At 71.3% G+C, this 23,472-nt stretch carries 27 protein-coding genes; 14 read left to right on the forward strand and 13 right to left on the reverse strand.

The annotated features are described in order from the left end of the window. Nucleotide 1: 1 nt before the first annotated feature. The 5 genes from nadA to MRBLWS13_RS04810 all read left to right on the forward strand — a co-directional run bounded on the left by nadA (nucleotide 2) and on the right by MRBLWS13_RS04810 (nucleotide 6,374). The gene (gene nadA, locus MRBLWS13_RS04790) at nucleotides 2-1,354 is read left to right on the forward strand and encodes a quinolinate synthase NadA (protein WP_349427894.1); all 1,353 of its coding nucleotides are present in this window, start codon (nucleotides 2-4) and stop codon (nucleotides 1,352-1,354) included. Further along, the gene (gene nadB / locus MRBLWS13_RS04795) at nucleotides 1,351-3,078 is read left to right on the forward strand and encodes an L-aspartate oxidase (RefSeq protein WP_349427895.1); all 1,728 of its coding nucleotides are present in this window, start codon (nucleotides 1,351-1,353) and stop codon (nucleotides 3,076-3,078) included. The genes nadA and nadB overlap by 4 nt, the downstream gene beginning before the upstream one ends. After that, nucleotides 3,072-3,929, forward strand: coding sequence for a carboxylating nicotinate-nucleotide diphosphorylase (gene nadC, locus MRBLWS13_RS04800; protein ID WP_349427896.1), 858 nt, complete (start codon nucleotides 3,072-3,074; stop codon nucleotides 3,927-3,929). Before nadB ends, nadC begins: the two co-directional genes overlap by 7 nt. Nucleotides 3,930-3,954: 25 nt before the next feature. Then, nucleotides 3,955-5,118 carry a cysteine desulfurase family protein gene (locus MRBLWS13_RS04805; RefSeq protein ID WP_349428986.1) on the forward strand — a complete coding sequence of 388 codons (1,164 nt, stop codon included), beginning with the start codon at nucleotides 3,955-3,957 and terminating at the stop codon, nucleotides 5,116-5,118. A gap of 302 nt (nucleotides 5,119-5,420) precedes the next feature. After that, nucleotides 5,421-6,374: a glycosyltransferase family 2 protein gene (locus MRBLWS13_RS04810; RefSeq protein ID WP_349427897.1), complete on the forward strand. Its 954-nt coding sequence runs from the start codon at nucleotides 5,421-5,423 to the stop codon at nucleotides 6,372-6,374. 21 nt (nucleotides 6,375-6,395) lie between these two features. On the opposite strand, the gene MRBLWS13_RS04815 is transcribed toward MRBLWS13_RS04810, so the two are convergent. Then, a complete protein-coding gene (locus tag MRBLWS13_RS04815) occupies nucleotides 6,396-8,414 on the reverse strand; it encodes an ABC transporter ATP-binding protein (RefSeq protein WP_349428987.1) in 2,019 nt (672 codons plus the stop codon). Nucleotides 8,415-8,461: 47 nt separating this feature from the next. Here MRBLWS13_RS04815 and MRBLWS13_RS04820 point away from each other — a divergent pair, with 47 nt between their 5' ends. The 3 genes from MRBLWS13_RS04820 to MRBLWS13_RS04830 all read left to right on the forward strand — a co-directional run bounded on the left by MRBLWS13_RS04820 (nucleotide 8,462) and on the right by MRBLWS13_RS04830 (nucleotide 11,041). Further along, nucleotides 8,462-8,671 (forward strand): hypothetical protein, encoded by a 210-nt coding sequence (locus tag MRBLWS13_RS04820; RefSeq protein ID WP_308869513.1) that lies wholly within the window; start codon nucleotides 8,462-8,464, stop codon nucleotides 8,669-8,671. Between the two features lie 133 nt (nucleotides 8,672-8,804). After that, on the forward strand, nucleotides 8,805-10,337 hold the full coding sequence (locus MRBLWS13_RS04825; protein WP_349427898.1) for a DHA2 family efflux MFS transporter permease subunit: 1,533 nt from the start codon (nucleotides 8,805-8,807) through the stop codon (nucleotides 10,335-10,337). A gap of 107 nt (nucleotides 10,338-10,444) precedes the next feature. Continuing rightward, nucleotides 10,445-11,041 (forward strand): carboxymuconolactone decarboxylase family protein, encoded by a 597-nt coding sequence (locus MRBLWS13_RS04830; protein WP_349427899.1) that lies wholly within the window; start codon nucleotides 10,445-10,447, stop codon nucleotides 11,039-11,041. On the opposite strand, the gene MRBLWS13_RS04835 is transcribed toward MRBLWS13_RS04830, so the two are convergent. The 6 genes from MRBLWS13_RS04835 to MRBLWS13_RS04860 all read right to left on the reverse strand — a co-directional run bounded on the left by MRBLWS13_RS04835 (nucleotide 11,028) and on the right by MRBLWS13_RS04860 (nucleotide 13,602). Beyond that, nucleotides 11,028-11,537, reverse strand: coding sequence for a hypothetical protein (locus MRBLWS13_RS04835; RefSeq protein ID WP_349427900.1), 510 nt, complete (start codon nucleotides 11,535-11,537; stop codon nucleotides 11,028-11,030). The two genes, MRBLWS13_RS04830 and MRBLWS13_RS04835, sit on opposite strands and share 14 nt — an antisense overlap. Before the next feature lie 33 nt (nucleotides 11,538-11,570). After that, the gene (locus MRBLWS13_RS04840) at nucleotides 11,571-11,693 is read right to left on the reverse strand and encodes a hypothetical protein (RefSeq protein WP_349427901.1); all 123 of its coding nucleotides are present in this window, start codon (nucleotides 11,691-11,693) and stop codon (nucleotides 11,571-11,573) included. Nucleotides 11,694-11,745: 52 nt separating this feature from the next. Then, complete coding sequence (locus MRBLWS13_RS04845) at nucleotides 11,746-12,579, reverse strand: DNA-formamidopyrimidine glycosylase family protein (RefSeq protein ID WP_349427902.1); 834 nt, start codon at nucleotides 12,577-12,579, stop codon at nucleotides 11,746-11,748. 39 nt (nucleotides 12,580-12,618) lie between these two features. Further along, nucleotides 12,619-12,930, reverse strand: coding sequence for a hypothetical protein (locus MRBLWS13_RS04850; protein ID WP_349427903.1), 312 nt, complete (start codon nucleotides 12,928-12,930; stop codon nucleotides 12,619-12,621). Next, on the reverse strand, nucleotides 12,923-13,114 hold the full coding sequence (locus tag MRBLWS13_RS04855; RefSeq protein ID WP_349427904.1) for a hypothetical protein: 192 nt from the start codon (nucleotides 13,112-13,114) through the stop codon (nucleotides 12,923-12,925). Before MRBLWS13_RS04855 ends, MRBLWS13_RS04850 begins: the two co-directional genes overlap by 8 nt. Before the next feature lie 119 nt (nucleotides 13,115-13,233). Next, on the reverse strand, nucleotides 13,234-13,602 hold the full coding sequence (locus MRBLWS13_RS04860) for a hypothetical protein (RefSeq protein WP_349427905.1): 369 nt from the start codon (nucleotides 13,600-13,602) through the stop codon (nucleotides 13,234-13,236). 157 nt (nucleotides 13,603-13,759) lie between these two features. Between MRBLWS13_RS04860 and MRBLWS13_RS04865 the strand changes: the two genes are divergently transcribed. From MRBLWS13_RS04865 to MRBLWS13_RS04875, 3 genes are all read left to right on the forward strand, one after another. After that, nucleotides 13,760-14,236, forward strand: a complete 477-nt coding sequence (locus MRBLWS13_RS04865; protein WP_349427906.1) for a MarR family winged helix-turn-helix transcriptional regulator — start codon at nucleotides 13,760-13,762, stop codon at nucleotides 14,234-14,236. Between the two features lie 90 nt (nucleotides 14,237-14,326). Continuing rightward, entirely contained in the window at nucleotides 14,327-15,109 is a 783-nt protein-coding gene (locus tag MRBLWS13_RS04870) for an EI24 domain-containing protein (RefSeq protein WP_349427907.1), read from the forward strand. A gap of 96 nt (nucleotides 15,110-15,205) precedes the next feature. After that, entirely contained in the window at nucleotides 15,206-15,988 is a 783-nt protein-coding gene (locus MRBLWS13_RS04875; protein WP_349427908.1) for a patatin-like phospholipase family protein, read from the forward strand. 28 nt (nucleotides 15,989-16,016) lie between these two features. Here the strand turns inward: MRBLWS13_RS04875 and MRBLWS13_RS04880 are convergent, their stop codons facing one another. Together MRBLWS13_RS04880 and MRBLWS13_RS04885 are read right to left on the reverse strand one after the other, a co-directional pair. Further along, on the reverse strand, nucleotides 16,017-16,817 hold the full coding sequence (locus MRBLWS13_RS04880; RefSeq protein WP_349427909.1) for a DUF1206 domain-containing protein: 801 nt from the start codon (nucleotides 16,815-16,817) through the stop codon (nucleotides 16,017-16,019). Between the two features lie 64 nt (nucleotides 16,818-16,881). Beyond that, nucleotides 16,882-17,583 (reverse strand): phosphatase PAP2 family protein, encoded by a 702-nt coding sequence (locus tag MRBLWS13_RS04885; protein WP_349427910.1) that lies wholly within the window; start codon nucleotides 17,581-17,583, stop codon nucleotides 16,882-16,884. Nucleotides 17,584-17,699: 116 nt separating this feature from the next. Here MRBLWS13_RS04885 and MRBLWS13_RS04890 point away from each other — a divergent pair, with 116 nt between their 5' ends. Then, nucleotides 17,700-19,073 carry an NAD(P)-binding protein gene (locus MRBLWS13_RS04890; RefSeq protein ID WP_349427911.1) on the forward strand — a complete coding sequence of 458 codons (1,374 nt, stop codon included), beginning with the start codon at nucleotides 17,700-17,702 and terminating at the stop codon, nucleotides 19,071-19,073. 16 nt (nucleotides 19,074-19,089) lie between these two features. Here the strand turns inward: MRBLWS13_RS04890 and MRBLWS13_RS04895 are convergent, their stop codons facing one another. Next, on the reverse strand, nucleotides 19,090-19,395 hold the full coding sequence (locus tag MRBLWS13_RS04895; RefSeq protein ID WP_349427912.1) for an NIPSNAP family protein: 306 nt from the start codon (nucleotides 19,393-19,395) through the stop codon (nucleotides 19,090-19,092). A 211-nt stretch (nucleotides 19,396-19,606) separates the two neighbouring features. Here MRBLWS13_RS04895 and MRBLWS13_RS04900 point away from each other — a divergent pair, with 211 nt between their 5' ends. Further along, nucleotides 19,607-19,957, forward strand: a complete 351-nt coding sequence (locus MRBLWS13_RS04900) for a LysR family transcriptional regulator (protein ID WP_349427913.1) — start codon at nucleotides 19,607-19,609, stop codon at nucleotides 19,955-19,957. Between the two features lie 71 nt (nucleotides 19,958-20,028). On the opposite strand, the gene MRBLWS13_RS04905 is transcribed toward MRBLWS13_RS04900, so the two are convergent. Then, nucleotides 20,029-20,718 (reverse strand): alpha/beta hydrolase, encoded by a 690-nt coding sequence (locus tag MRBLWS13_RS04905; protein WP_349427914.1) that lies wholly within the window; start codon nucleotides 20,716-20,718, stop codon nucleotides 20,029-20,031. 67 nt (nucleotides 20,719-20,785) lie between these two features. Further along, complete coding sequence (ychF, locus tag MRBLWS13_RS04910) at nucleotides 20,786-21,859, reverse strand: redox-regulated ATPase YchF (RefSeq protein WP_349427915.1); 1,074 nt, start codon at nucleotides 21,857-21,859, stop codon at nucleotides 20,786-20,788. 129 nt (nucleotides 21,860-21,988) lie between these two features. Here ychF and MRBLWS13_RS04915 point away from each other — a divergent pair, with 129 nt between their 5' ends. Then, complete coding sequence (locus MRBLWS13_RS04915; protein ID WP_349427916.1) at nucleotides 21,989-22,645, forward strand: SAM-dependent methyltransferase; 657 nt, start codon at nucleotides 21,989-21,991, stop codon at nucleotides 22,643-22,645. Between the two features lie 45 nt (nucleotides 22,646-22,690). Here MRBLWS13_RS04915 and MRBLWS13_RS04920 read toward each other — a convergent pair whose 3' ends face one another. Continuing rightward, nucleotides 22,691-23,449 (reverse strand): class I SAM-dependent methyltransferase, encoded by a 759-nt coding sequence (locus MRBLWS13_RS04920; protein ID WP_349427917.1) that lies wholly within the window; start codon nucleotides 23,447-23,449, stop codon nucleotides 22,691-22,693. Between the last annotated feature and the right edge of the window lie 23 nt (nucleotides 23,450-23,472).

Consider the following 23,472-nt stretch of genomic DNA (forward strand, 5'->3'; position numbering starts at 1 on the left):
CATGCCTGCCGTCAGCATCACCCTCAACCCTCGACCCGAGCTCGATGCCTCCGTCGATCACGCGATCCAGGCGATCATCGCGGGCGCGTCGACCGGCGAGACCTGCAACACCGATCTCGCCGCCGGCCCGTGGGACTTCGACACGCGCCCCGGCTACGGTCCGGGCTCGTCGATGGGCGACGTCATCCCCACGGGGTCCCCGCGCCAGGGCGAGCTGCCCCGCGCGTACCGCGAGGCGTCCGAGCCGGAGCTCGCCGAACGCATCCGCATCGCCAAGGCCACCCTCGGCGACCGGGTCGTGGTGCTCGGCCACTTCTACCAGCGCGAAGAGGTCATCGTGCACGCCGACTACGTGGGTGACTCGTTCCAGCTCGCGAACGCGGCGCTGGAGCACCCGGATGCCGAGGCCATCGTGTTCTGCGGCGTCCACTTCATGGCCGAGACCGCCGATCTGCTGTCGCGCCCCGAGCAGGCCGTGATCCTGCCGAACCTCGCCGCCGGCTGCTCGATGGCCGACATGGCAGACATCGACCAGGTCGAGGACTGCTGGGAGCAGCTCGCCGAGGTGTACGGCGACATGGATGCCGTGGACGCGGACGGCCTCGTGCCCGTCATCCCGGTCACCTACATGAACTCCTCTGCCGCGATCAAGGGCTTCGTCGGCCGGCACGGCGGCATCGTCTGCACGTCGTCCAACGCGCGGACCGTGCTCGAGTGGGCGTTCCAGCGCGGCCGCCGCGTGCTCTTCTTCCCCGACCAGCACCTCGGCCGCAACACCGCGAAGGCGATGGGCGTGCCGCTCGAGCAGATGCCGATGTGGAATCCGCGCAAGCCGCTGGGCGGGGCATCCGTCGACGCCATCGAGGACGCTCGCGTCATCCTGTGGCACGGCTTCTGCTCGGTGCACCGCCGCTTCTCGGTCGAGCAGATCGAGAAGGCGCGGGCCGAGCACCCCGGCGTGCGGGTCATCGTGCACCCCGAGTGCCCGATGGACGTTGTGGACGCCGCCGACGAGTCCGGCTCGACCGACTACATCCGCAAGGCGATCGAGGCAGCCACCGAGCCCAGCGTGTTCGCGATCGGCACCGAGGTGAACCTCGTGCAGCGCCTCGCGGCCGAGCACCCCCAGCACGAGATCTTCTGCCTCGACCCGGTGGTGTGCCCGTGCTCGACGATGTACCGCATCCACCCGGGGTACCTCGCGTGGGTGCTCGAGGGGCTCGTCGACGGCGAGGTGCGCAACCGCATCACCGTGCCGCAGGACGTCGCCGACCCGGCGCGCCTGGCACTGGAGCGGATGCTGGCGGCCAAGCCCCCGGCAGCGCCCGCGGCCGCCTGGGAGAACGCGTCATGACCGTGCCCGCGGCAGAGCCCCGCGCGATCGTCGTCGGCTCGGGGATCGCCGGACTGCTGACCGCGCTGCACGCCGTCGAGCACGGCTGCCGCGTGACGCTCGTCACCAAAGACGTGCTCGAGCACGCCAACACCCGCTACGCGCAGGGCGGGATCGCCGGCGTCATGTTCGACGACGACCGGGTCGAGGACCACGTGCGCGACACGCTCGTGGCAGGGGCCGGGCTCAGCGACGCCGACGCCGTGCGGGTGCTCGTCGACGAGGGCCCGGCCCGCATCCGCGAGCTCATCGCGCTCGGCGTCGCGTTCGACCGCGACACCGCCGGCGGGTTCGTGAAGGGCCTCGAGGCCGCGCACTCGTATCCGCGCATCCTGCACGCGGGCGGCGACGCCACCGGCACGGCGATCGAGAAGGCGCTGGTCGCCGGGCTGCGCGCGAGCGACGTGACCGTGATCGAGCACGCCTTCCTGGTGGGCCTCGTGCTCGACGACGTCGCCGCGCCCGCCGCGGGGGCTCGACGGGTCACCGGGGTGGAGCTGCTCATCGGTGAGACGGATGCCGCCCCCGGCCGCCGCGCGACGCTCCACGCGGACGCGGTCGTGCTGGCGACGGGCGGCGCCGGCGAGCTGTACGCGCACTCGACCAACCCCGAGGTGGCGACGGGCGACGGCATCGCCGCGGCGATCCGCGCGGGAGCCGAGGTCGCCGACCTCGAGTTCTTCCAGTTCCATCCGACGGTACTGGCCGTGGGCGAGTCGTTCCTGGTGTCGGAGGCCGTGCGCGGCGAGGGTGCGACGCTGGTCGACGAGCACGGGCGCCGGTTCGTCTTCGATGCCCACCCCGACGGCGAGCTGGCGCCTCGTGACGTCGTCGCCCGGGCGATCGCAGGGCAGATGGAGGCGCAGGGCGGACGCCCGGTGCTCCTCGACGCGACGCACATCCACTCCTCGGACGCCGGCGAGCGCGCGGCGTTCCTCGCGCGGCGCTTCCCGACGATCGACCGCGCCGTGCGCGAGCGGGGTCTCGACTGGGCGCGCGAGCCGATCCCGGTGACGCCGGCCGCCCACTATCTGATGGGCGGCATCGCCACCGACCTGTTCGGCCGCACGTCCCTGCCGGGTCTCTACGCCGTGGGCGAGGTCGCCCGCACCGGCGTGCACGGGGCGAACCGCCTCGCGTCGAACTCGCTGCTCGAGGGCGCGGTGTTCGGCGCGCGTGCCGGCGACGTGATCGCCGCCGACGCGGCGTCCGCGACGTGGAGCGGCCCGAGGCGTGTCGTCTCGTCGCCGCGCTCCTCGCTCGACGACGGGGACACCACCCCGTTCGACGCACGCAGCGAGACCATCGGCGCTCGCTCTGCCGCGGCGCCGTTCACACGGCGAGCGCTGCAGCAGCTCATGTGGGAGCACGCCGGCCTCGTGCGCGACGAGGAGGGACTCGGGGACGCGGCATCCCTCATCGCCCACTGGCGCGCGCAACTGCGCACCCCGGTTGCCGAGCACGACTTCGAGGACGAGAACCTGCTGCTCCTCGCCACGCAGGTCGTCGCCGCGGCCCGCGCCCGCCGGGAGTCCGTCGGTGCCCACTTCCGCTCCGACGACCCTGCGGCCGCAACTCCGCTGGATCCGCACGCGGCAGCGGTCACGGCCGCTCCCGTCACGTCGGTCGCCGCACTTCGCAGGATTTCGGCACTTCCGGTCGCCGAGGAGGCGGTCGCATGCTGACCCGGGCGATCATCGACCGCACGGTCGCGGCCGCGCTCGAAGAGGACGCGCCGTGGGGCGACCTCACGAGCGAGGCGCTCATCCCCGAGAACGCGGTCGCCCGCGCCGACCTGGTGTCGCGGGAACGCGGCGTGTTCTCGGGGGGCGAGGTGTTCGAGGCCGCGTTCCGCCTGACCGATCCCGCCATCGACGTCCAGCTCGTCGTCGAGGACGGCGAGTGGTTCGAGGCGGGCGCGGTGCTCGCGGTCGTGACCGGAGCCGCCCGCGGAGTGCTCACGGCCGAGCGCATCGGGCTCAACTTCGTCCAGCGGATGTCGGGCATCGCGACGCTCACCGGCACCTACGTCGGCGAGGTGGCCCACACCGACGCCCGCATCGCAGACACGCGCAAGACCACACCGGGCCTGCGCGCCTTCGAGCGCAAGGCCGTGCGCGACGGCGGCGGTCGCAACCACCGTCACTCGCTGTCGGACGCCGTCATGGCGAAGGACAACCACCTGGCAGTGCTGGCCCAGAAGGGCGTCTCGCCGACGGCGGCGCTGCTCGCCGCGAAGGACCTCCTCCCCCACACCACGCACATCGAGGTCGAGGTCGACCGGCTCGAGCAGATCGAGCCCGTGCTCGCCGCTGGGATCGGCACGATCATGCTCGACAACTTCTCGCTGGACGACCTGCGCGCCGGCGTCGCCCAGGTCGCGGGTCGCGCGACGGTCGAAGCGTCGGGCGGCGTGTCGCTCGAGACGGTGCGCGCCATCGCCGAGACGGGCGTCGACGTGATCTCGGTCGGCGCCCTGACCCACTCCGCCCGCGCGCTCGATCTGGGGCTCGACGTGCGGATCGACGCCCCCTGAACCACGAGACCGGCACCCGATGAGCATGCTCTACCTCGACAATGCGGCCACGACCCCGGTGCGCCCGGAGGTGCTCGAGGCGATGATGCCCTATCTCACCCGCTGGTACGGCAACCCGTCGAGCCACCACACCGTGGGCGAGGCGGCCGCCGATGCGCTGGCCGACGCCCGCGCGCGCGTCGCCCGGGTGCTCGGACTCCGCGCCGGCGACGTCGTGTTCACCTCCGGCGGCACCGAGGCCAACAACCTCGCGATCAAGGGCATCTCCATCGCGGCCGCCCTGCGCCGCGACGGTGCGGCGGGCGCCGTGCGCCGCGCGCACGTGGTCACGACGCCGATCGAGCACGAGTCGGTGCTCGAGTCGGTCGCGTACCTCGAGAGGGTGCACGGCTTCGCGGCGACGTACACGCCCGTCGACGAGCACGGCCGGGTGTCGGCGGATGCTCTGGCGCGGAGCCTGCGCGACGACACGGTTCTCGTGAGCCTCGGGTACGCCAACAACGAGGTCGGGACGGTCCAGGATGCCGCGGGCCTCGCGGCCGCCCTCCGCGAGCGACGGGTGCCGCTGCACCTCGACGCCGTGCAGGCGGCCGGATGGCTGACGCTGTCGGCGGCGGAGCTCGGCTACGACGCGATATCCCTCGCCGGCCACAAGCTCGGCGCACCGAAGGGCACCGGGGTGCTCGGCATCCGCGGCCGGATCCCGCTCGAGCCGCTGCTGCACGGCGGCGGCCAGGAGCGCGGCCGGCGCAGTGGCACGGAGGACGTCGCCGGCGCTGTCGGGTTCGCCGCCGCGCTGGAGCTCGCCGAAGCGGAGCGCGTCGAGGCATCGGCCCGCGTCGGCGCGATCCGCGACCGCTTCATCGCCCGCGTGCTCGAGCTCGTGCCGTCCGCGCGGCTTACCGGCGACCCCGTGCACCGGCTCGCCGGCACCGCGAGCTTCACCTTCGCCGGCACCAGCGGAGAGGCCGTCCTGCTCGAGCTGGAGCGGCGGGGCGTCGTCTCGTCCAGCGGTTCCGCGTGCGCGGCGGGCAGCGACGAGCCGTCGCACGTGCTCCTCGCCATGGGCATCGGGCCCGAGCTCGCGCAGACCGCCGTGCGGTTCACGTTCCCCCGCTGGCTGAACGCACCGCTGGACGCCGTCGCCGACGCGGTCGAGGCATCCGTCGCCGCGGTGGCCGGCCCGTGACCTGGTCGCCCGCGAGGCTGGTTCGACGGCCTCCGAGCCGGCCTGAGATGGGATTCGACGGTCTCCGAGCCGGCATCAGAGAGGAGATGCCTGGAGTTGCGCCATCGACCCAGCACACACCATCCCTCACACCCCATTGAACTTCCGGTTCACACACACGATGCAGGCTGTGTGAACCGGAAGTTCAATGGCGAAATGCAGAGGGTCCGACGGCCCTCGAACCGCCGCATCCCTCCGCACCCCGCGGCGCGAATGCCCGCACGACGGGTCCCAGTGCCCCCGGGCGACCGTAGGATCAGGACGTGACCCCCGCCGTGACCGTGATCGTGCCCGGCTACGACGTGGCGGCCTACGCCGGCGAGGCGCTGGACTCGCTCCGTGCCCAGACGCGGACCGACTGGACGGCGATCCTCGTCGACGACGCGTCGACCGATGAGACCGGCGCCCTGTTCGACGCCGCGGCCGCGGACGACGACCGGTTCCGCGTGGTGCACCACCCGGCGCAGCGCGGCCTCGGCGCCGCCCGCAACAGCGGGCTCGAGCTGGTGCGCACGCCGTTCGTCGGCTTCCTCGACGCCGACGACCGCCTGACCCCTCGTGCGCTCGAGCGGCTCGTCGGCACCCTCACCGCCAGCGGCAGCGACTTCGCGCTCGGGGCGTACGTGCGGCTGCGCCCCGACACCGCGGGCTCCTACACCGCCGGCATGGTGCAGCCGTGGGTCGCGGCCGCCACCGACCCGACGCGTCTCGGGACGACGCTCGACGAGCACCCCGAGGCATCCGGCAACATCGTGGCGTGGTCGAAGGTGAGCCGCACCGACCTCTGGCACCGCACCGGGCTGCGGTTCCCCGTCGGCAAGGCCTACGAGGACCAGGTCGTCGCGCAGCAGATGTACACGCGTGCGCGCGCCTTCGACGTCATCCCCGACGTCGTCGTCGAGTGGCGCGAGCGGGCGGACGGCTCGTCCATCACGCAGCACAAGGGCGAGCTGCCGGTGCTCCGCGACTACCTCGACGCACTGACGGGTGGCATCGCGGTGCTGGATGCCGCCGGCCAGACGCGGGCGGCGGCATCCCGTGTGCGGCTCATTCTCACGATGGATCTGCCGCCCCTCGTCGACCTGGCGCGCGACCACGTCGACGACGCCTATCGGCGCGACCTCGGCGCCTTCGCACGCGCGCTCTGGGCGCGCACGGACGGTGCGGAACTGCCGCAACCGGCCGCGACCGCCGTCGCCGCAGCCCGTCTGTGGTGACCTCGGCCTGAGGACCCGGCCTCAGTCCTCCTCCCAGTCCGCGTCGCGGATGACGGCCCGGCCGGACGCGAGCACCTCGTCGGGCGTGACCACGGCGAGGTCCGGAGGGATGTCGGCCCGGCGGTCGGCGTGGTCCGCCGGAGGCTCGGCGTCCTCCGCCTCGAGGATCTTGGTGGTCGCGAGCTGTTGCGCCGCGAGTTCGGTGTAGAGCCCGCCGGCGGCGAGCAGCGACGCATGCGTGCCCGACTCGACGATGCGCCCCGCCTCGACCACGTGGATCACGTCGGCGGCGATCACCGTCGACAGCCTGTGGGCGATCGACAGCGTGGTGCGGCCGCGGGCCGCGGCGTCGAGCGCCTCCTGCACGACGCGTTCCGACACGGTGTCGAGCGCCGACGTGGCCTCGTCGAGGAGCAGCACGGGCGGATCCTTCAGCAGCACGCGCGCAATGGCGATGCGCTGCTTCTCGCCGCCCGACAGCCGGTAGCCGCGCTCGCCGACGACCGTGTCGTAGCCGTTCTCGAATCGCTCGATGACGTGATGGATGTTGGCCGCGCGGCAGGCCTCCTCGAGCTCGGCATCCGTTGCGTCCGGCTTCGCGTAGCGGAGGTTCTCGCGGATGGTGGCGTGGAACAAGTAGGTCTCCTGCGAGACGATGCCCACGTTGTCGACGATCGACTCCTGCTGGAGGCGGCGCACGTCCTCTCCGGCGAAGAGCACGGACCCGGCGGATGCCTCGTACAGGCGCGGCGTCAGATACAGGACGGTCGTCTTGCCGGCGCCCGACGGGCCCACGAAGGCGACGTGCTGGCCGGGCTCCGCCACGAAGGAGACGCCGCGCAGCGTCGCGCGGCTGTCGGCGGCGGCATCCGGGTAGCGGAACACGACGTCGCGGAACTCGATGCGGCCGAGCGGGCCCGGCGCCTCCGCGACGTCGATGGCGTCGGGGTCGTCGCGGATCGCCGGCACGAGGTCGAGGTACTCGAAGATGCGCGCGAACAGCGCCGACGAGGTCTGCAGGTCGAGCGAGACGCGCATCAGGCCCATGAGCGGCATGAGCAGCCGCGCCTGCACGGTGGTGAACGCCACGATCGTGCCGGCGGTGATGGCATCGCTCCCGCCGCCGATCAGATACCCCGAGACGAGGTAGATGATCGCGGGGACACTCGCCATGATGACCTGCACGACCGCGAAGAAGCCCTGGCCGCTCATCGCGCGCCGCACCTGCAGGCGCACCTGGTTGAGGTTCTCGTCGGCGTAGCGCGTCGCCTCGGTGCGCTGCCGGTTGAACGACTTCGACAGCAGGATGCCCGAGACGCTCAGCGTCTCCTGCGTGATCGCCGTCAACTCCGACAGCGACTCCTGCGTCTCGCCGGCGATGCGCGCCCGCACCTGGCCGACGCGGCGCTGCACGAGCACCAGGACGGGCATGAGGACGACGGCGATGATGGTCAGCCGCCAGTCGATGAGGATCATGGCGACGAGCGAGGCGACGACCGTGACGGTGTTGCCGAGGATGCTCGTCACGGTGTTCGTCAGCACGCCGGAGACGCCGCCCACGTCGTTCTGCAGGCGCGACTGGATGACGCCGGTCTTGGTGCGGGTGAAGAAGCCGAGCTCCATCGACTGCAGGTGGTCGAACAGCTTCACGCGCAGATCGCCCGTGACGCGGTTGCCGACGGTGGACGTGAGCCAGGTCTGGACCACCCCGAGCCCCGCCGAGAGCAGGAACAGCGCGATCATGGCGACCACGAGCTTCCACAGCAGCCCGAGGTCGGGCGCCGATCCGTCCAGCGGGAACAGCGCGTCGTCGAACACCCGCTGCACCAGCAGCGGCGGGATGACGGCGATCCCCGCCCCCGCGACGACCAGGAAGCCGGTGATGACGATCGACCACTTGTACGGCCGGAAGAGCCCGACGACCCGCTTGCCCAGATCGGGGATCTCCGGCGCCTCGGCGTTCGCCCGCCGCTGCGCGTCGGTGTCGACCGGCCGGAAGCCGGGGTGCCCGCCCCCGCCTCCGCCCCCACCGCCGCGCATGCTCACATGGCCAGCCTAATGAGCGCCGCCGACGCTAGGCTCGTGCCATGACCTCGACTCCCGACGCCCCCGAACACGACGGCAGCGACCTCGCCGAGCTGCGCGAGGAGATCGACGCCCTCAAGGCCATCCCGCACGAGGAGATCGTCAACCCGCTCCCGAAGAACCTCGAGGACCGCGAACCCGAGGCCGAGCCGACCGACGCGATCGGCTCGGAGCGGTGGGACGACACGGAGCCGCGGCGCTCCGGCAGCTGATCCGCACGGTCGCCCCGACGCCGGCCGACGTTCCCTGAATCGGGAATGGGATGTCGGAACCTGAGGTTATGGTGAGAGCTTGCCATCCTCGGGTGGCACTTCGCTGTCCATCCGAGCCTCGAGGAGACGACCTATGGCCGCCATCGATACGACCCCCGGAACGGGCAGCATCGCCGCTGTCCCCCGAGCCACCGCGCCGGGCACCACACCCAAGCTCGGTCCCCGTGAGAGCCGCGTCATCTGGCTGCTCCTCGCCGCCGCGTTCGTCGCGATCCTCAACGAGACCACGATGGGCGTCGCGATCCCGCACCTCATCACCGACCTCGGCATCACGGCGCTGGCCGCGCAGTGGCTGACGACCGCCTTCATGCTGACCATGGCCGTGGTCATCCCGATCACCGGCTTCCTGCTGCGCCGATTCACCACGCGAACGATGTTCGTCGCCGCGATGGGGCTGTTCTCGACGGGAACGCTCCTCGCGTTCCTGTCGCCGGGCTTCCCGATGCTGCTCGTCGCGCGCGTCGTGCAGGCGTCCGGCACCGCCATCATGATGCCGCTGCTCATGACGACCCTCATGACCGTCGTGCCGGCCGCCATCCGCGGCCGCATGATGGGCCGCGTCAGCATCGTGATCTCGCTCGCTCCGGCGATCGGCCCGACCCTCGCGGGCGCCATCCTCAACAACTTCGAGTGGCGCTGGATCTTCGGCATCGTGCTGCCCATCGCGATCGTCGCCCTCGTCGTCGGTGCGCGCTGGATCCACAACCTCGGCGAGACGACGCACGCGCGCATCGACATCCTCTCGGTTATCCTCTCGGCGCTCGGCTTCGGTGGCCTGGTCTTCGGCCTCAGCCAGCTGGGCGCCGGTGGTCACGGCACCGGAGCGGATGCCGCGGCCGCGAGCGCCGCCTCGACCACGACGCTCGTCGTGTCGCTGTCGGTGGGCGTCGTCGCGCTGGGCCTGTTCGGCTGGCGCCAGCTCGTGCTGCAGCGCAAGGACGACGCGCTGCTCGACCTGCGCGTGTTCCGCAGCGCGAACTTCTCGCTGTCGATCGGCCAGATGGCGATCATGTCGATGGCGTTCTTCGGCGCCATCACCGTGGTTCCGCTCTACGTCCAGGACGTGTTGCAGGTCGACCCGCTCACCACGGGCCTCGTGGTGCTGCCGGGAGCGATCGCGATGGGTCTCGCCGGCCCGTTCATCGGTCGCATCTACGACCGCTGGGGCACGACGGTGCTGCTGGTGCCCGGCGCCGTGATCACGAGCGCGATGCTGTGGTTCTACACGAGCTTCGGCTCCGCGACGCCGGTGTGGCTGGTCGCGGTGGCGCAGACGGTGCTGTCGATCGGCCTGGCGCTGTCGTTCACGCCGCTCTTCACGGCGTCGCTCGCGTCGCTGCAGCCGAAGTTCTACTCGTACGGCTCGGCGGTCGTCGGCACCGTGCAGCAGGTCGCGGGTGCCGCCGGCATCGCGCTGATGTTCGGCGTGATGGCCGCAGCGACCGCCGGCGCGACATCGTCGGGCGCCGATGAGATCGCCGCGGGTGCGGCCGGAACGCACGCCGCGTTCCTCACCGCCGCATTCCTGTCGCTGCCGCTGCTCGTCGGCGCATTCCTCATCCGCAAGCCGGCCGACCAGCCGATGGGCGCGCCCATGGGGCACTGATCGCGCAGCCGCGCCGTTCCCGGTATCAGGCAGACGCCCCACCCCTCGACAGGGGGTGGGGCGTCCGCCATTCTGGTTGCGCCCGAATCCGACGGGAAGGCACGACAATGATCGTCAGCACCCCAGACCTCGACGGCGCCGCAGGCCATGTCGCCGACATGTACGACAGCGACCTGAGCGGCGACGGCTTCGTCTTCGCATACACCCGGGCGATGGCGGTGAACCCCGAGGCCCACCAGGCCTTCGAGACCCTGATACGGGCGATCGTGCCGTCGATCGGCCTGCGCACCTACGAACTCGCTACGCTCGGCGCGGCGCGCGCGATCGGCTCGGAGCACTGCCTCCTCGCGCACGGGCGCAGGAGTCTGCGTGCCGGCCTGTTCGACGAGGACCAGCTGGCGCAGCTCGCCCGCGACGGCGTCGGGGCCGACCTCGACGAGCGAGACCGTGCCGTGGTCGCCTACTCCGAGAAGCTGTCGACGGATGCCGCGGCCATGACAGACGCCGACTCCGGCCGCCTGCGCGAGGTGGGGTTCACGGACCGCGAGATCGTCGACATCACTCTCGCCGCGGCCGCGCGCAACTTCTTCAGCCGGGCGCTGCTCGCTCTGGCCGTTCCGGTCGACGACGTGCCGGGGCTCACCTCGGAGCTCATCGCGGCGTTGCGATCACCGGGCGAGGCGGCGCGCCTCAGTGGTGGATGACCGCCTTCAGCAGGATGAGCACTCCGCCGAACGCGGCGGTGACCACGGCGCTGACGATGCGCGGCAGCCAGTGTGTGCTCCAGCGCGCCACGGCGATCCACCCCAGTGCTCCGAGGAGCACGGTGTTGACGATGAGCGCCACCCAGAGGGCGAGGCTGTCGTCGATCACCCGTGTCGCTCCGAGGAGCAGGATGATGAGCGGAGGCACCGCGGCGAGGAGCATGCCGCCCGATTGATGGGCGGAGGCGCGAAGGCTTGCGCGCAGCCCGGCCTTCCCGTCCGTGGCGGCCAGGCGACCGAGCGTGCCGGCGAAGACGTGGGCGGCGAAGAACACGACCACCGTGACACCGACGGTGATCAGGGCGTCGACGGCCGTGCCGGTCGAGGATCCGCTGACGACGATCATGCCCGAGACCAGGATCAGTCCGTAGATCGCCTCCTCCGACATGAGGATGCGACCCACGCGCGGCGTGATCTGGAGCTGTTCGTCGGTCATCGACGGCGCGTCGCGGTGTTCGGGAGCGTCAGGTCAGTCGATGCTGCAGCTGCCGCCGCCGCAGCACGAGCCCGCGGAGTCGACGACGGTGAGGAGGTTCTTGTCGTCGGGAATCGGCGCGAGCGTGACAGGGGCAGGCTGCTGCGAAGTCGTCATGCCGTCCATGCTACCCAGGTCCGCGGACCACGAGGACGCTCCGCGCGCGATGTCAGAGCGGCGCTCCGCCGTTCTGACAGGTGGGGCAGTACTGCGCGGGCGTGCCGGAGAACGTGAGATCGAGGATCGTGTCGCCGCAGACCGGGCATGCGTCACCGCTGCGCCCGTGCACGCGCATCGCGGCGACCTTCTGCGCCTTCAACTGGTCGATCGGCACTCCGCTCCGAGCGGCGATGGCATCTCGGACCGTCGTCACCGTCGCCTCGAACAGGCGATCGGTCGCCGCTCCGTCGAGGGCCGCGGCGTGCGTCACCGGCGACTGGCGGGCGAGATGGAGGATCTCGTCGGAGTAGGCGTTGCCGATGCCCGCGAGCGACTCCTGCTCCTGGAGGATGGCCTTGACCTGCTTCCGGCGCCCGCCGAGTGCAGCGTCGAACTGGGCGCGGGTGAAGGCGGGATCAGCCGGATCGGGGCCGAGCTTCGCGATCGCGGGGACCTCGTCGGCGCGGTCGACAACGAACAGGCCGAGCGACACCCAGGATCCGGCATCCGTCACCTGCAGCGAGACGTCGCCCGACAGGTCGAGCGTGGCGAGGGCCGGCGGCGCCTCGGCCGGCAGGTCGGCGCCCCCTGAGTCTGTGCGGAGCCAGCGCATCCACCCGTGACGGCCGAGCGACACCACGAGACTCTTCTCATCGAGGAGGAGTTCGACATGCTTGCCATGACGCACCGCACCGGTGATGGTGCGTCCGGCGATGCCGGCGGGCGGCGCGTTGCGCGTCTTGACCGTGCGGAACTCCAGCACATCGACGGCGCGGATCTCACGACCGGATGCCTCGTCGGCGAGGAACCGCGCGAGAGCCTCGACCTCTGGCGACTCAGGCATGGCCCCATCCTGCCACCGGCCGCCGACACGACGATGGCCTCACGCGTGCGCGGGCGGGCGGTGCGGGATCGGATCGGGCTTGAGCGCGCCGAGACTGCGGCACTGCTCCAGCATCTGCACGGCGGCGAGGAAGAGCATCTCCAGCGACGCGAACCGGGCGGTGCCGCAGCCGACCGACACCCAGACGGCTTCGTAGATGCCGTCCTCGCGCAACTCCACATAGGCGACCAGGCTGGACGGATCGCCGCGGTCGATCGCCTGGTCGCGCAGCCGCCACGCGCGATCGGCGAGAGGGGTCAGCACGAGCTGGTGGACGTCGTCGCGCATGTTCGCCTCTGCGCTCTCACTCATGCCTGTCCGCCGGCATGGGTCCCCACCAGGGGTGCTCGAGCCAGGGGCGCTCTCGGCGCCGCTCGGCGGCGTCGCCGCGCGCCGAGCGCTCGCTCGGCCCGGTTGCGCGGGACGATTCCGGCGCCGATGGCTCGTCCGGCGTGGGCCTCTGCACGACGTCCTCGTCGGCGATGGGTTCGGGCATCGTCAACCTCCTGCGCTCTGAGGATGCGGCCTCGCGGCATCCAGGGCAAAGGGGTTGACAGCGGACCTGCGAGCCGTCCGCGTGCCCTTTCCGAAGGCAGTCCGACGAGGCGAACGCGGTCAGGCGGCGGGCTGGGCCACCTCCGGTCGCTCCCGCGGCTGCGGGGGCGGGCCGTCGCCCGACGCCCCGAGCAGACGGACGTCCGCGAGGTCGAGGACGAGTCCGCCGTTGGAACTGGCGGCGGCCGCCAGGCTCGCGAGGAGAGCGTGATCGATCGCCGGTTCTTCGATCGTCTCGAACACGAAGCGCAGCGGGATGGACGGCTCCAGCCACACTGACGAACGGCCACTGCCGTCGGGGTGTCGCCAGGTCAGCATGAAGCTCTCGTTGCGGCGCAGCTTGGTAGCGACGACGAGTTTGACGTGTGCGAGGAGATGCTCCGGCATGTGGACCGGATCGCCCTCGGCACCGTAGATCAGTTCAGCCATGGTGCTGTTCCTTCCGAAGGCCTGCGCTCCATAATAGTTCGTCATCGAACTATTCGACGATGAGAGTTCTGCCATCGAGTGTTTCATTCACGTGAATTTCATGGTGCAATAGGTTCCCTGCGCCGCGGTGACGCACAGGGCAGAGAGGGGCCAGGTCGTGGTGAATCACACGGGGGCATCCGCATCGACGGAGGGCAGCCGACCTGATGTCGCCGGCATCCTCGAGCATCTCCGTCTTGCCGAGGCGAAGCTCAATCGCCAGCGCGAACAGCAGAGCGGGATGACCGAGACCGATCGCGCCGCGATGCGGTATCTGCTCGAGCGCCGAGATTCCGAAGAGGTCACGCCCGGAAGGATCGCGCGCGCGCTGCATCTGTCGCCCGCCTCCGGGACTGCTCTCATCGATCGCCTGGTGGCACGCGGACTCGTGGTCGTGCACGGTCACCCTCATGACCGCCGCAAGAAGCTCGTGCGGCCGCTCGACAGTGACATCGACCTCGACCACCTGGATCCGCTCACGATGCGGCTGCGCTCGATCGCTGCGAAACTCACATCCGGCGACGCGCGGATCGTCGCGACGTTCCTCGAGGACGTGCTCGCATCCGTCACGCACGCGACCGCGCCCTCGCACTGATCGCCCGGCCGCCGATACCTGTCGGCCCCGCACAAGGCATCGAGGGCTTCGCCGCGAGGGCGGCCGGGATTCGACCGTAGGCTGAGGCCGATGCGCGACTTCGTCAGAGGGGTGGCCCTCCTGGGCCGTGGCTTCGCCACGTGGCGGCGCCGTCCCGGCCTCATGATGCTGGGGCTGTTGCCCGCCGCGATCGTCGGCGCCCTGTTCCTGGCGGGCCTGATCGCACTCAGCGCCTCGCTGCCCGGGCTCACGGACGCCATGACGCCCTTCGCCGACGGCTGGCCCAGCCTGTGGGCGACGGTCTTCCGCATCGCCGTCGGCACGGCGCTTCTCGGGGCGGCGCTCGTGCTGGTCGTCGTCACGTTCACCGCCGTCACGCTGCTCGTCGGCGACCCGTTCTACGAGCGCATCTGGAGGGCCGTGGAGACGGATGCCGGAGCCGCCCCTCCCGATGCCCGCTACGGATTCTGGCGCTCGGTCGCCGACGGGCTGTCGCTCATCGGCCGCGGGCTGGGGGTCGCCCTGCTCGCCGCGCTCATCGGGCTCGTGCCGGTGGCGGGCGGAGCGCTGAGCGCCGTGTTCGGCGTGACCCTCACCGGATGGCTGGTGGCCGATGAGCTGACGTCGCGGGCGTTCACGGCGCGGGGCATGACCCGGCCTGCGCGACGCCAGCTGATGCGCCGCCACCGGGCTCGCGTCCTGGGCTTCGGCGTGGCCACCCAGCTGACGTTCCTGGTGCCGCTCGGCGCCGTGGCCACGATGCCGGCCGCCGTGGCGGGTGCGGCGCTGCTGGCGCGATCGATGCTCGACCCGAGCCCCTCGCAGGCGGCGCCGCGCGGCTCGGACAACGAGCTCGGCATCCGTCCCGTCTGATCGCGGATCGAAGGCCACCGCGAGATCGCGCGCATCCACAGTCGCCACCCATCTGCGCGGTGCTAGCTTGGCTGCGCACGACGAGTGGAGGACCACGTGGGCGACGACCCTGATCTCGGGCTCGTGCTCGGCGGCGGCGGCGCTTTCGGCGCCGCGCACGTGGGCGTCCTGCAGGTCCTGGCCGAGCGAGGCATCCAGCCGGGGATCGTCACGGGAACCAGCTCGGGCGCCCTGGTCGGCGCCGCCTACGGCGCCGGCGTCGAGCTGGACGCCCTCGACCGCGCCGCACGGGGATTCCGCTGGGGCGCGATCGCACGCTGGTCACTGGCTCCGCGGTGGGGCCTGCTCGACACGACCGCCATCGTCGACTCCGTCTCGCGCACACTCGGCGCGGACCCCCTCATCGAGAATCTGCCGCGTCGCTTCGCGGCGTTCGCCACCGACCTCCGCACCCGGCGCGGCGTGATCCTCGACAGCGGTCCGCTGAGCCTCGCGCTGCGGGCGACGGTCGCCGTCCCGGGCCTGCTCCCGCCGGTACGGCGGGGCCGCGAGCTGCTGGCCGACGGCGGGATGATCGACAACGTGCCGGTCGCGGCCGCCCGCGCGCTCGGCGCGTCCCGCGTCATCGTGGTGCGACTGCACGCGAAGTGGGAGAACGTGCGAATGATGCGCACCGTCACCCGCACGACGGAACTCGTCGAGGACCCGTCGGTCGTGCTCGTCCAGCCTGAGATGGAGGGCATGGCGCAGTGGACGATGTCCGACGTGCCGCGCCTCATCGCCGAGGGGCGCCGTGCCGCGACATCGGCGCTGGATGACGCGCAGTGGGGCCGCCCGAGCGTCGCGGCGTCAGAGGACGGGCGGCCGGAGAGCGGCTGAGAGCGAGAGGGCGCTGCGGCGGAGTCGCTCACATCCGCGCATAGCGGGCACGCGCGAAGCAGAACAGGCCGTAGATGATCAGCCCCGCCGCGACCACCCAGAGGATCAGCGGCCCGAACGGCAGCTCGGCAAGCGTATGGAGGGCGCCATCCAGTCCCCCGGCCTTCTCGGGGTCATGGGTGAACGCCGCGACGACGAAGAGCACTCCGGTGACGGCGACCGCGACGCCCTTCGCGACATAGCCCACGACGCCGAACGTCACGATCCCCGTGCGGACGGCACCGGCCGGAAGGTCCAGGTTCTTCTCGAAGGCCCGGGTGAACCCGCGGACGACGAAGGCGATGCCGATGGCGAGCACGATGAGTCCGATCAGCACGAGCAGGATCAGGCCGCCGGTACTGGCCATCAGCTGCGCGCTGAGGCTCTGCGACGACTGCGAGGAGTCGGACTGGCCGCCCAGCGCGTACACGAGCGCAGTGAAGGCGATCGCGAGGTAGACCACCGCGGTGCCGGCGAACTTCACCCGATGACCCCACTTCTTCTTGGCGTCGGCGTCCCGCGCAAGAAAGGCCTCCGCGATCTGCCACGCGGCGAGCGCCACGAGCCCGACCACGATCGCCCAGAGGAGCACCGTGCCGGCAGGAGAATCCCGGATCGTCTGCATCGCCCCACCCTGGTCCGCCTCGCCCCCGCCGCCCATCGCGACCGAGATCGCGATGACGCCGATCACGATGTGCAGCACGCCGAGCACGACGTAGCCGATGCGGGCGATCGTGCGGAAGACGGGCGATTCCGTCGCGGTGCGCGCCGCGTTCTTGGCCGTGGTCATGGCCGAAGCGTATCCAGGTGCCGGCACCCGGCGGAGGGGGTTGCAATCGGGCGGGATCCAGGCATCACACCGCCACGCGCGTGGATGGTGTCGCCCGGCGGATCCGGTAGGCCTGGACGGCACTCCACACCAGCGTCGCCACAGCGGCGCCCTCCAGCATTCCGGCGATGACGTCGCTCAGCCAGTGCGCGTGCAGATAGGTCCGGCTCCACATCATGTAGAGCACCCAGAACGCGCCGAGGAGCCATACGTACCAGCGCCGCAGCAGCAGCCCGAGGGTGACCGCGATCGTCGTCGCGACGGCGGTATGACCGGAGGGGAACGACGTGGCGACGCTCTCGGCGAGCGAGTCCTCGGGCCGCACGCGCGCGATGACGGCGGCCATGGGCGCGCCGATCGCGACGACCACGATGATGGCGCTCGCGAGCGTCACGGCATCCCATCGTCTTCTCTGCCACACGAAGATCGCCACGAGGAGGATGCCGATCACGATGACTCCGATCGTGCCGCCGACGACGGCGGGCACCCATGCCGCGATGATGCCGACCTCACCGAGGGTCGCCAGCATGACGTCGTGCCACCACAGGTCGGCCGGGAGCGGTTCGTGCCCCCCGAGCGCCACGACGAAGCGCAGCACCACGAAGGCGACCGTCGCGACCACCCCCACGACGAGGACGACGGCCCGGTGGGGTTCCGGGTGCGGAAGACGCTCGACGGACGTGGACGCGTATGGCGCCGCCGTCCCCTGACCCTCGTCGTCGCTCACCTGCCCATTGTCGGTGCGTCAGGCGACTTCGCCGTCGCTCTTGCCCCTGGGCCCCGGCCGGTGTAGCGCGGGGACCGCCCATTGACGCCGATCACCTCCACTGCTCTGATGAGCGCATGGAGGAGATCGTCGACGTCGACTACCTGGTGGTCGGCGCGGGAGCGATGGGAATGGCGTTCGTGGATGCCCTCACCGCCCACGCCGACGTCTCGGTGGCGATCGTCGACCGTCGCCACGGCGCGGGCGGCCACTGGCTCGATGCCTACGGGTTCGTGCGGCTGCATCAGGCCTCGGCCTTCTACGGGGTCGCATCGACACTGCTGGGCGGCGGACGTGTGCAGTCCGATGGCCCCGAGCGCGGGCTGCACGAACGAGCGCGCGCAGCCGAGGTCACGGAGTACTACGCCCGCGTCCTGACCCGTCTCACGGGGACCGGGCAGGTCGTGTTCCACGGGCGCTCCGAGTACCTGGGAGAGCGCAGGTTCGCATCGCTGCTGAGCGGACGGCGATTCCGCGCGCCCCGGGCTCGGGTGGTGGATGCCGCGTACCTGTCGCCCGACATCCCCTTCCTCACGCCCCCGCCGTTCGCCGTCGCGGATGGCGCCCACGTCATCGCCGTGAACGACCTGGTCCGGATCTCGCATGCCCCCGAGCGCTACGTCATCGTCGGGGCGGGCAAGACCGCCACCGACACGTGCGTGTGGCTGCTGCAGAACGGCGTGTCACCGAACGAGATCACCTGGGTGCGACCGCGCGATGCGTGGCTGCTCAACCGCGCCGTCGTGCAGCCGGATCCCGCGGTCTTCCTGGGCATGGCCGCCGACACGATGGCCGCCGCGGCGGAAGCCACCAGCCCCGACGACGTGTTCCTCCGGATGGAGGATGCCGGGATCATGCTCCGCATCGACGCGACGGTGACGCCGACGATGGCCAAGACCCCCACTCTCGCGACGTGGGAGCTCGACCTCGTCCGGACGATCGACGACGTCGTCCGCCGCGGTCACCTGCGCGCCATCGGTCCAGGACGCCTGCGCTTCGCCGACGGCGACGTGCGGGTCCCCGCCGACACGCTCGTGGTGCACTGCGCGGCCGAGGGCCTCAAGTACCCGGGTCTGCGGTCGATCTGGACCGCGGAGGCGATCACCCCGCAGCCGGTCCGGGTGGGGTTCCCGTGCTTCGGGGCCGCGCTCGCCGGCTACGTCGAGGCCACGCGCGACGACGACGACGAGAAGAACCGCGTGTGCAGGCCGTCGCCGTACGCGAACACGCCCACGGACTGGACGACGATGCAGGTGATCGGCGGCGATGCGTCGCTCGCGATGACGAGGGAGACCGACCTGCGGGAGTGGTCGAACGCCACGACGCTCAACCCTGCCCGCATCCCTGCCGACCTCGCCGGCGATCCGTCCGTCCTCGCGGCGCGCGACCGCCTGAAGCAGAACATCGCCGCCGGACGGGCACGTCTCGCGGCGCTCGCGAGCGTGAGGTGAGGCCACCGCCCGGCGGTCAGCCGAAGACCGGGGTCTGGAAGCGTCGCTCGTAGCGGCGGATGCACTGCGTGTCGCGCGCGAACTGGAAGGCCGCCAGGCATTCCGGATCGGTGCGGGAGGCGATGCGATAGGCCTCGTAGTCCGCCATCGACGGGAACGTGAACAGCGCGAAGGCCTCGTCGCTGTCCCCCTCGCTGGGCAGGAAGTAGCCGTGGTGGGTGCCGCCGAGCCCGTTGACCAGCCGGATCCACTCGCGGCCGTACTGCGTGAACTCCTCGAGCTTGTCGGGGTCGATCTCGTAGCGCAGGTGGATGGTGATCATGGTGCTCCTTTCATCGGTCGAGCCGGCGGGGCTGCGAGCGGGTCGTCTCCGATTGTCGCCGACCTCCGCGCGGCCGCCCGCGGATCCGCGCCGCCTGCCGCACTGCTGGCCGGATCACGTGCACGTTTGGCAGCAGTCGGACGTCCGCCCGGCGGCGGTCCGGATGCCGGCACCCCCGTATCCTGAAGGCGCAGGCAACGGAAGGCTCGCTGTGAACATCACTCACCTGGAACGGTTCGTCACCGTCGTCGCCGAAGACCTGCACTTCCCGCGTGCTGCCGATCGCCTCGGCATCCCGCTCGCGTCTCTGTACTCGTCGATCGACAAGCTCGAGGCGGAGGTCGGCCACCCGCTCGTCACCCGCAGCAAGCCCACCTGGACCCTGACGCCGGCGGGGGTGCTGCTGCTCGAGGAGGCGAAGCGCCGGATCGCCGAGGCCCCCGCCGCCGCGCCGAAGCCGAAGGTGCCCGCCGGCGGCAAGGCGAAGGCCTCGAAGGGCAAGGGTCGGGCTCCGGCCGTGAAGGGGCAGCCGAAGCCGTTCAAGAAGCGTCAGGGCCGCTAGCACGACGCTCTGGCGGAACCACGACTGCGGCCGCGCCGCCGTCTGCCGGCGCGAGCGCGCTGCGGAACGGCTCAGTCCCAGTCGAGGTAGTCCTCGATGGGCCACGCGGTCGCACCGACGTGGGTCACCGGGAACAGGTGCCCGGCTCCCTCGACGCGCGTGACGCTCACCCGATCGGGCGCGGACGCCTGCAGCTCTTCGCCGTTCGACGGAGGGGTCATGCGGTCCTCGGTGCCCTGCACGACCAGCACCGGCACGGCCGGCGCCAGAGAGGACCATTCGAGCTCGGGCGTCGCCTCCAGCGCCGCCCGCTGCATCGACTCGACCTCGGCGTCGCGCGCCTGCGCCGGGATCTCCGACACGTCCGAGCTCAGCTCATCGGTCGCCACCGCACCCTCGACCCCGAGCAGCAGCACGCCGTTGACGCGTCCCGGATGATCGAGCGACACCGCCCGCGCGACGGAGCCGCCGAAGGCGTGACCGCCGACCCAGGCGCTCGCCAGTCCGAGGTGCTCCATCACGTCGACGACGTCCTGCGCCAGGTCGTGCATCGAGACCACCTGGTCGGCGGCAGCACGCGGATGACGGGGGCCGATGCGGACGACGTGGAAGTCCTCTTCCGCGAGGGCATGCGTCAGCGGGCCGAGGTAGCTGATGTTCAAGCCGCGCCCGGGGATGAGCACGAGCGCCGGGCCGTCGGCTCGTTCGTCGACGTACGGGATCGCGCGGCCGTCGGGCTCGAAGATCTGGGTTTCAGCCAAGGTTTCTGGGTCCTCTCGCGTGCACGTTTGGGGAGTAGCCCGCGCCCGGCCGGACGCGGTGGGGGCGTCAGACGTTGAACCGGAACTCGACGACGTCGCCGTCCTGCATGACGTAGTCCTTGCCCTCGAGACGGGCCTTGCCCTTCGCACGCGCCTCGACGATCGATCCGGTCGCCACGAGATCGTCGAACGAGATGACCTCGGCCTTGATGAAGCCCTTCTCGAAGTCGGTGTGGATCACGCCGGCGGCCTGCGGTGCCTTCCAGCCCTTGCCGATCGTCCAGGCCCGGGCTTCTTTCGGGCCCGCCGTGAGGTAGGTCTGCAGCCCGAGCGTGTCGAAGCCGATGCGGGCGAGCTGGTCGAGACCGGACTCGTCCTGGCCGGTCGAGGCGAGCAGCTCGGCGGCGTCCTCGGGGTCGAGATCGATGAGCTCGGACTCGATCTTCGCGTCCAGGAACACGGCATGGGCCGGCGCGACCAGGGCCTCGAGCTCGGCCTTGCGCGCGGCATCCGTCAGCACCGCCTCGTCGACGTTGAAGACGAAGATGAACGGCTTCGCCGTCAAGAGGCCCAGCTCCTTGATCGGCGCGAGGTCGATGCCCGACGCCGACAGCAGCACGCCGCGCTCGAGGGCGTCCTTCGCCTCGACGGCGGTGGCGAGCACCGACGGGTCGAGCTTGCGGCCCTTGACCTCCTTCTCGTACCGCGTGATCGCGCGGTCGAGCGTCTCGAGGTCGGCGAGCTGCAGCTCGGCGTTGATCGTCTCCATGTCGCTCTTGGGGTTGACCGCGCCCTCGACGTGGACGACGTCGTCGTCGTCGAAGCCGCGCACCACCTGGGCGATCGCGTCCGCCTCCCGGATGTTCGCGAGGAACTTGTTGCCCAGCCCCTCGCCTTCCGAAGCGCCGCGCACGATGCCGGCGATGTCGACGAACGACACCGCGGCGGGCAGGATGCGCTCGGAGTGGAAGATCTCCGCCAGCGTGTCGAGTCGCGGGTCGGGCAGGTTGACGACGCCGATGTTGGGCTCGATCGTCGCGAACGGGTAGTTCGCCGCGAGCACCTGGTTCTTGGTCAGGGCGTTGAAGAGGGTCGACTTGCCGACGTTCGGGAGACCGACGATTCCGATGGTGAGAGCCACGGGCATCCAGTCTACGTTGACGCGTGCGGGAGGCCCGCGCCGCTGCGCTCCTGCCGGGCGTCAGTCGGGGTCGATGCGCCACCGCATCAGGCCGTTGCCCGAGCACCGGCGCGCCGCGATACTGAACCCGTGGACGAGTGCTGTGCGCCGCACGCACCGGACGGATTCGATCGCGAGTTCAACGCCCGGTTCGCGCGCCGCCTCGCGCAGCGGTACCGGCGCGAGGGGCTCACGCCGAGCGCGCGGCTGGTGCTCGAGTTCGCCGACTCGCTGGGTCTCGACGGTGCGTCGCTGCTCGAGATCGGCGGTGGCATCGGCGATATCCAGCTCGAGGCGCTCAAGCGGGGCGCGTCGCACACCACCAATGTCGAGCTCTCGTCCGCGTACGAGCCCGAAGCCGCGCGACTCCTCGACGAGGCGGGGTTGCGCGCTCGCGTGACGAGGACGCTGGGGGTCGACCTCGCCGGCGCCCCCGAGGCCGTCGAGCCGGCCGACATCGTGGTGCTGCATCGTGTCGTCTGCTGCTACCCGGACTACGAACGGCTGCTCGGCGCCGCGGCCGGACGCGGAAGGCGCGCCGTGGTGTTCAGCCACCCGACGCACAGCCTCTTCGCCCGTCTGGCGGCTCGCACGATCAACGCCGTGTACGCGCTCACGGGGAATCCGTACCGCGCCTTCGCCCACGCCCCGGATGCGATGGTCGACGTGCTGCGCCGACGCGGCTTCGAACCGCGGTACCGCGGCCGCAGCGGTCCGTGGCACGTCGTCGGCGCGGTGCGCACCTAGCGGCCTGCGCGTCGACGCTTCGAGCGCCGCGCCCGGCGCGATGCCTCAGCGACGGATGCCGCGGTACGCGTGCGTGACGTACGGCAGGTCGACGACCTCGGTGCCGGTGGCGTCCGTGATGCGGCGCTCGTCGAACAGCAGGCCCACTGCGGTGAGGATCGCGCTCCGGTCGGCGTCGGAGGCGGTGATGACGTAGCTTCGCGATGCCACCATGTCCAGCAGTGCCGCCCGCGTGAGTGAGCGGGTCCAGTGCCACGACCGCGCCTCGAGTACGTCGAAGGGCGCGGCGACCTGCGGGCCCTCGCCCGACAGCATCTCCTCGGCGTGGCTGCCATGCATGGCGGCGGTGAGCCGCCCCACCCACGGGTCGGACTCGTCGCGGATGTTCCAGACGAGCCCGAGGACTCCACCGGCGCGCAGTACGCGCCCGACCTCCGCCGAGGCGGCGACGGGCTCGACCCAGTGCCACGCCTGTCCGAGCAGCACCGCGTCGACGGACGCGTCGGGAAGCGGCATCCGCTCGCCCGTTCCCACGAAGGTGGGGACGCCGTGCACGTGTGCGCGCAGCGCGGCGAGCATGTCGGGGTCGGGATCGATCGCGACGACCTCGGCACCGGCCTCAACCATGGTGCGGGTCAGCTTGCCGGTGCCCGCGCCCACGTCGGCGACGCGGAGCGCGCGTCCGGGCTCGCGCACGGGCGCCAGCATCCAGTCCACCGCCTCGCGCGGGTAGTCCGGCCTGCCTGACTCGTAGACTCCGGCGGCGGACCCGAACGACAGCGACATCTCCTCGCGACTGGCCATGCTCCGACCCTACGACGACGCCC

This window comes from Microbacterium sp. LWS13-1.2, from assembly GCF_040144835.1.
Classification (GTDB): domain Bacteria; phylum Actinomycetota; class Actinomycetes; order Actinomycetales; family Microbacteriaceae; genus Microbacterium.

Coding starts and splice junctions, on each gene's coding strand:
- nadA (WP_349427894.1), top strand. CDS start 2: ATGCCTGCCGTCAGCATCACCCTCAACCCTCGACCCGAGCTCGATGCC.
- nadB (WP_349427895.1), top strand. CDS start 1,351: ATGACCGTGCCCGCGGCAGAGCCCCGCGCGATCGTCGTCGGCTCGGGG.
- nadC (WP_349427896.1), top strand. CDS start 3,072: ATGCTGACCCGGGCGATCATCGACCGCACGGTCGCGGCCGCGCTCGAA.
- MRBLWS13_RS04805 (WP_349428986.1), top strand. CDS start 3,955: ATGCTCTACCTCGACAATGCGGCCACGACCCCGGTGCGCCCGGAGGTG.
- MRBLWS13_RS04815 (WP_349428987.1), bottom strand. CDS start 8,414: ATGCGCGGCGGTGGGGGCGGAGGCGGGGGCGGGCACCCCGGCTTCCGG.
- MRBLWS13_RS04820 (WP_308869513.1), top strand. CDS start 8,462: ATGACCTCGACTCCCGACGCCCCCGAACACGACGGCAGCGACCTCGCC.
- MRBLWS13_RS04825 (WP_349427898.1), top strand. CDS start 8,805: ATGGCCGCCATCGATACGACCCCCGGAACGGGCAGCATCGCCGCTGTC.
- MRBLWS13_RS04830 (WP_349427899.1), top strand. CDS start 10,445: ATGATCGTCAGCACCCCAGACCTCGACGGCGCCGCAGGCCATGTCGCC.
- MRBLWS13_RS04835 (WP_349427900.1), bottom strand. CDS start 11,537: ATGACCGACGAACAGCTCCAGATCACGCCGCGCGTGGGTCGCATCCTC.
- MRBLWS13_RS04840 (WP_349427901.1), bottom strand. CDS start 11,693: ATGACGACTTCGCAGCAGCCTGCCCCTGTCACGCTCGCGCCGATTCCC.
- MRBLWS13_RS04845 (WP_349427902.1), bottom strand. CDS start 12,579: ATGCCTGAGTCGCCAGAGGTCGAGGCTCTCGCGCGGTTCCTCGCCGAC.
- MRBLWS13_RS04850 (WP_349427903.1), bottom strand. CDS start 12,930: ATGAGTGAGAGCGCAGAGGCGAACATGCGCGACGACGTCCACCAGCTC.
- MRBLWS13_RS04855 (WP_349427904.1), bottom strand. CDS start 13,114: ATGCCCGAACCCATCGCCGACGAGGACGTCGTGCAGAGGCCCACGCCG.
- MRBLWS13_RS04860 (WP_349427905.1), bottom strand. CDS start 13,602: ATGGCTGAACTGATCTACGGTGCCGAGGGCGATCCGGTCCACATGCCG.
- MRBLWS13_RS04870 (WP_349427907.1), top strand. CDS start 14,327: ATGCGCGACTTCGTCAGAGGGGTGGCCCTCCTGGGCCGTGGCTTCGCC.
- MRBLWS13_RS04880 (WP_349427909.1), bottom strand. CDS start 16,817: ATGACCACGGCCAAGAACGCGGCGCGCACCGCGACGGAATCGCCCGTC.
- MRBLWS13_RS04890 (WP_349427911.1), top strand. CDS start 17,700: ATGGAGGAGATCGTCGACGTCGACTACCTGGTGGTCGGCGCGGGAGCG.
- MRBLWS13_RS04895 (WP_349427912.1), bottom strand. CDS start 19,395: ATGATCACCATCCACCTGCGCTACGAGATCGACCCCGACAAGCTCGAG.
- MRBLWS13_RS04920 (WP_349427917.1), bottom strand. CDS start 23,449: ATGGCCAGTCGCGAGGAGATGTCGCTGTCGTTCGGGTCCGCCGCCGGA.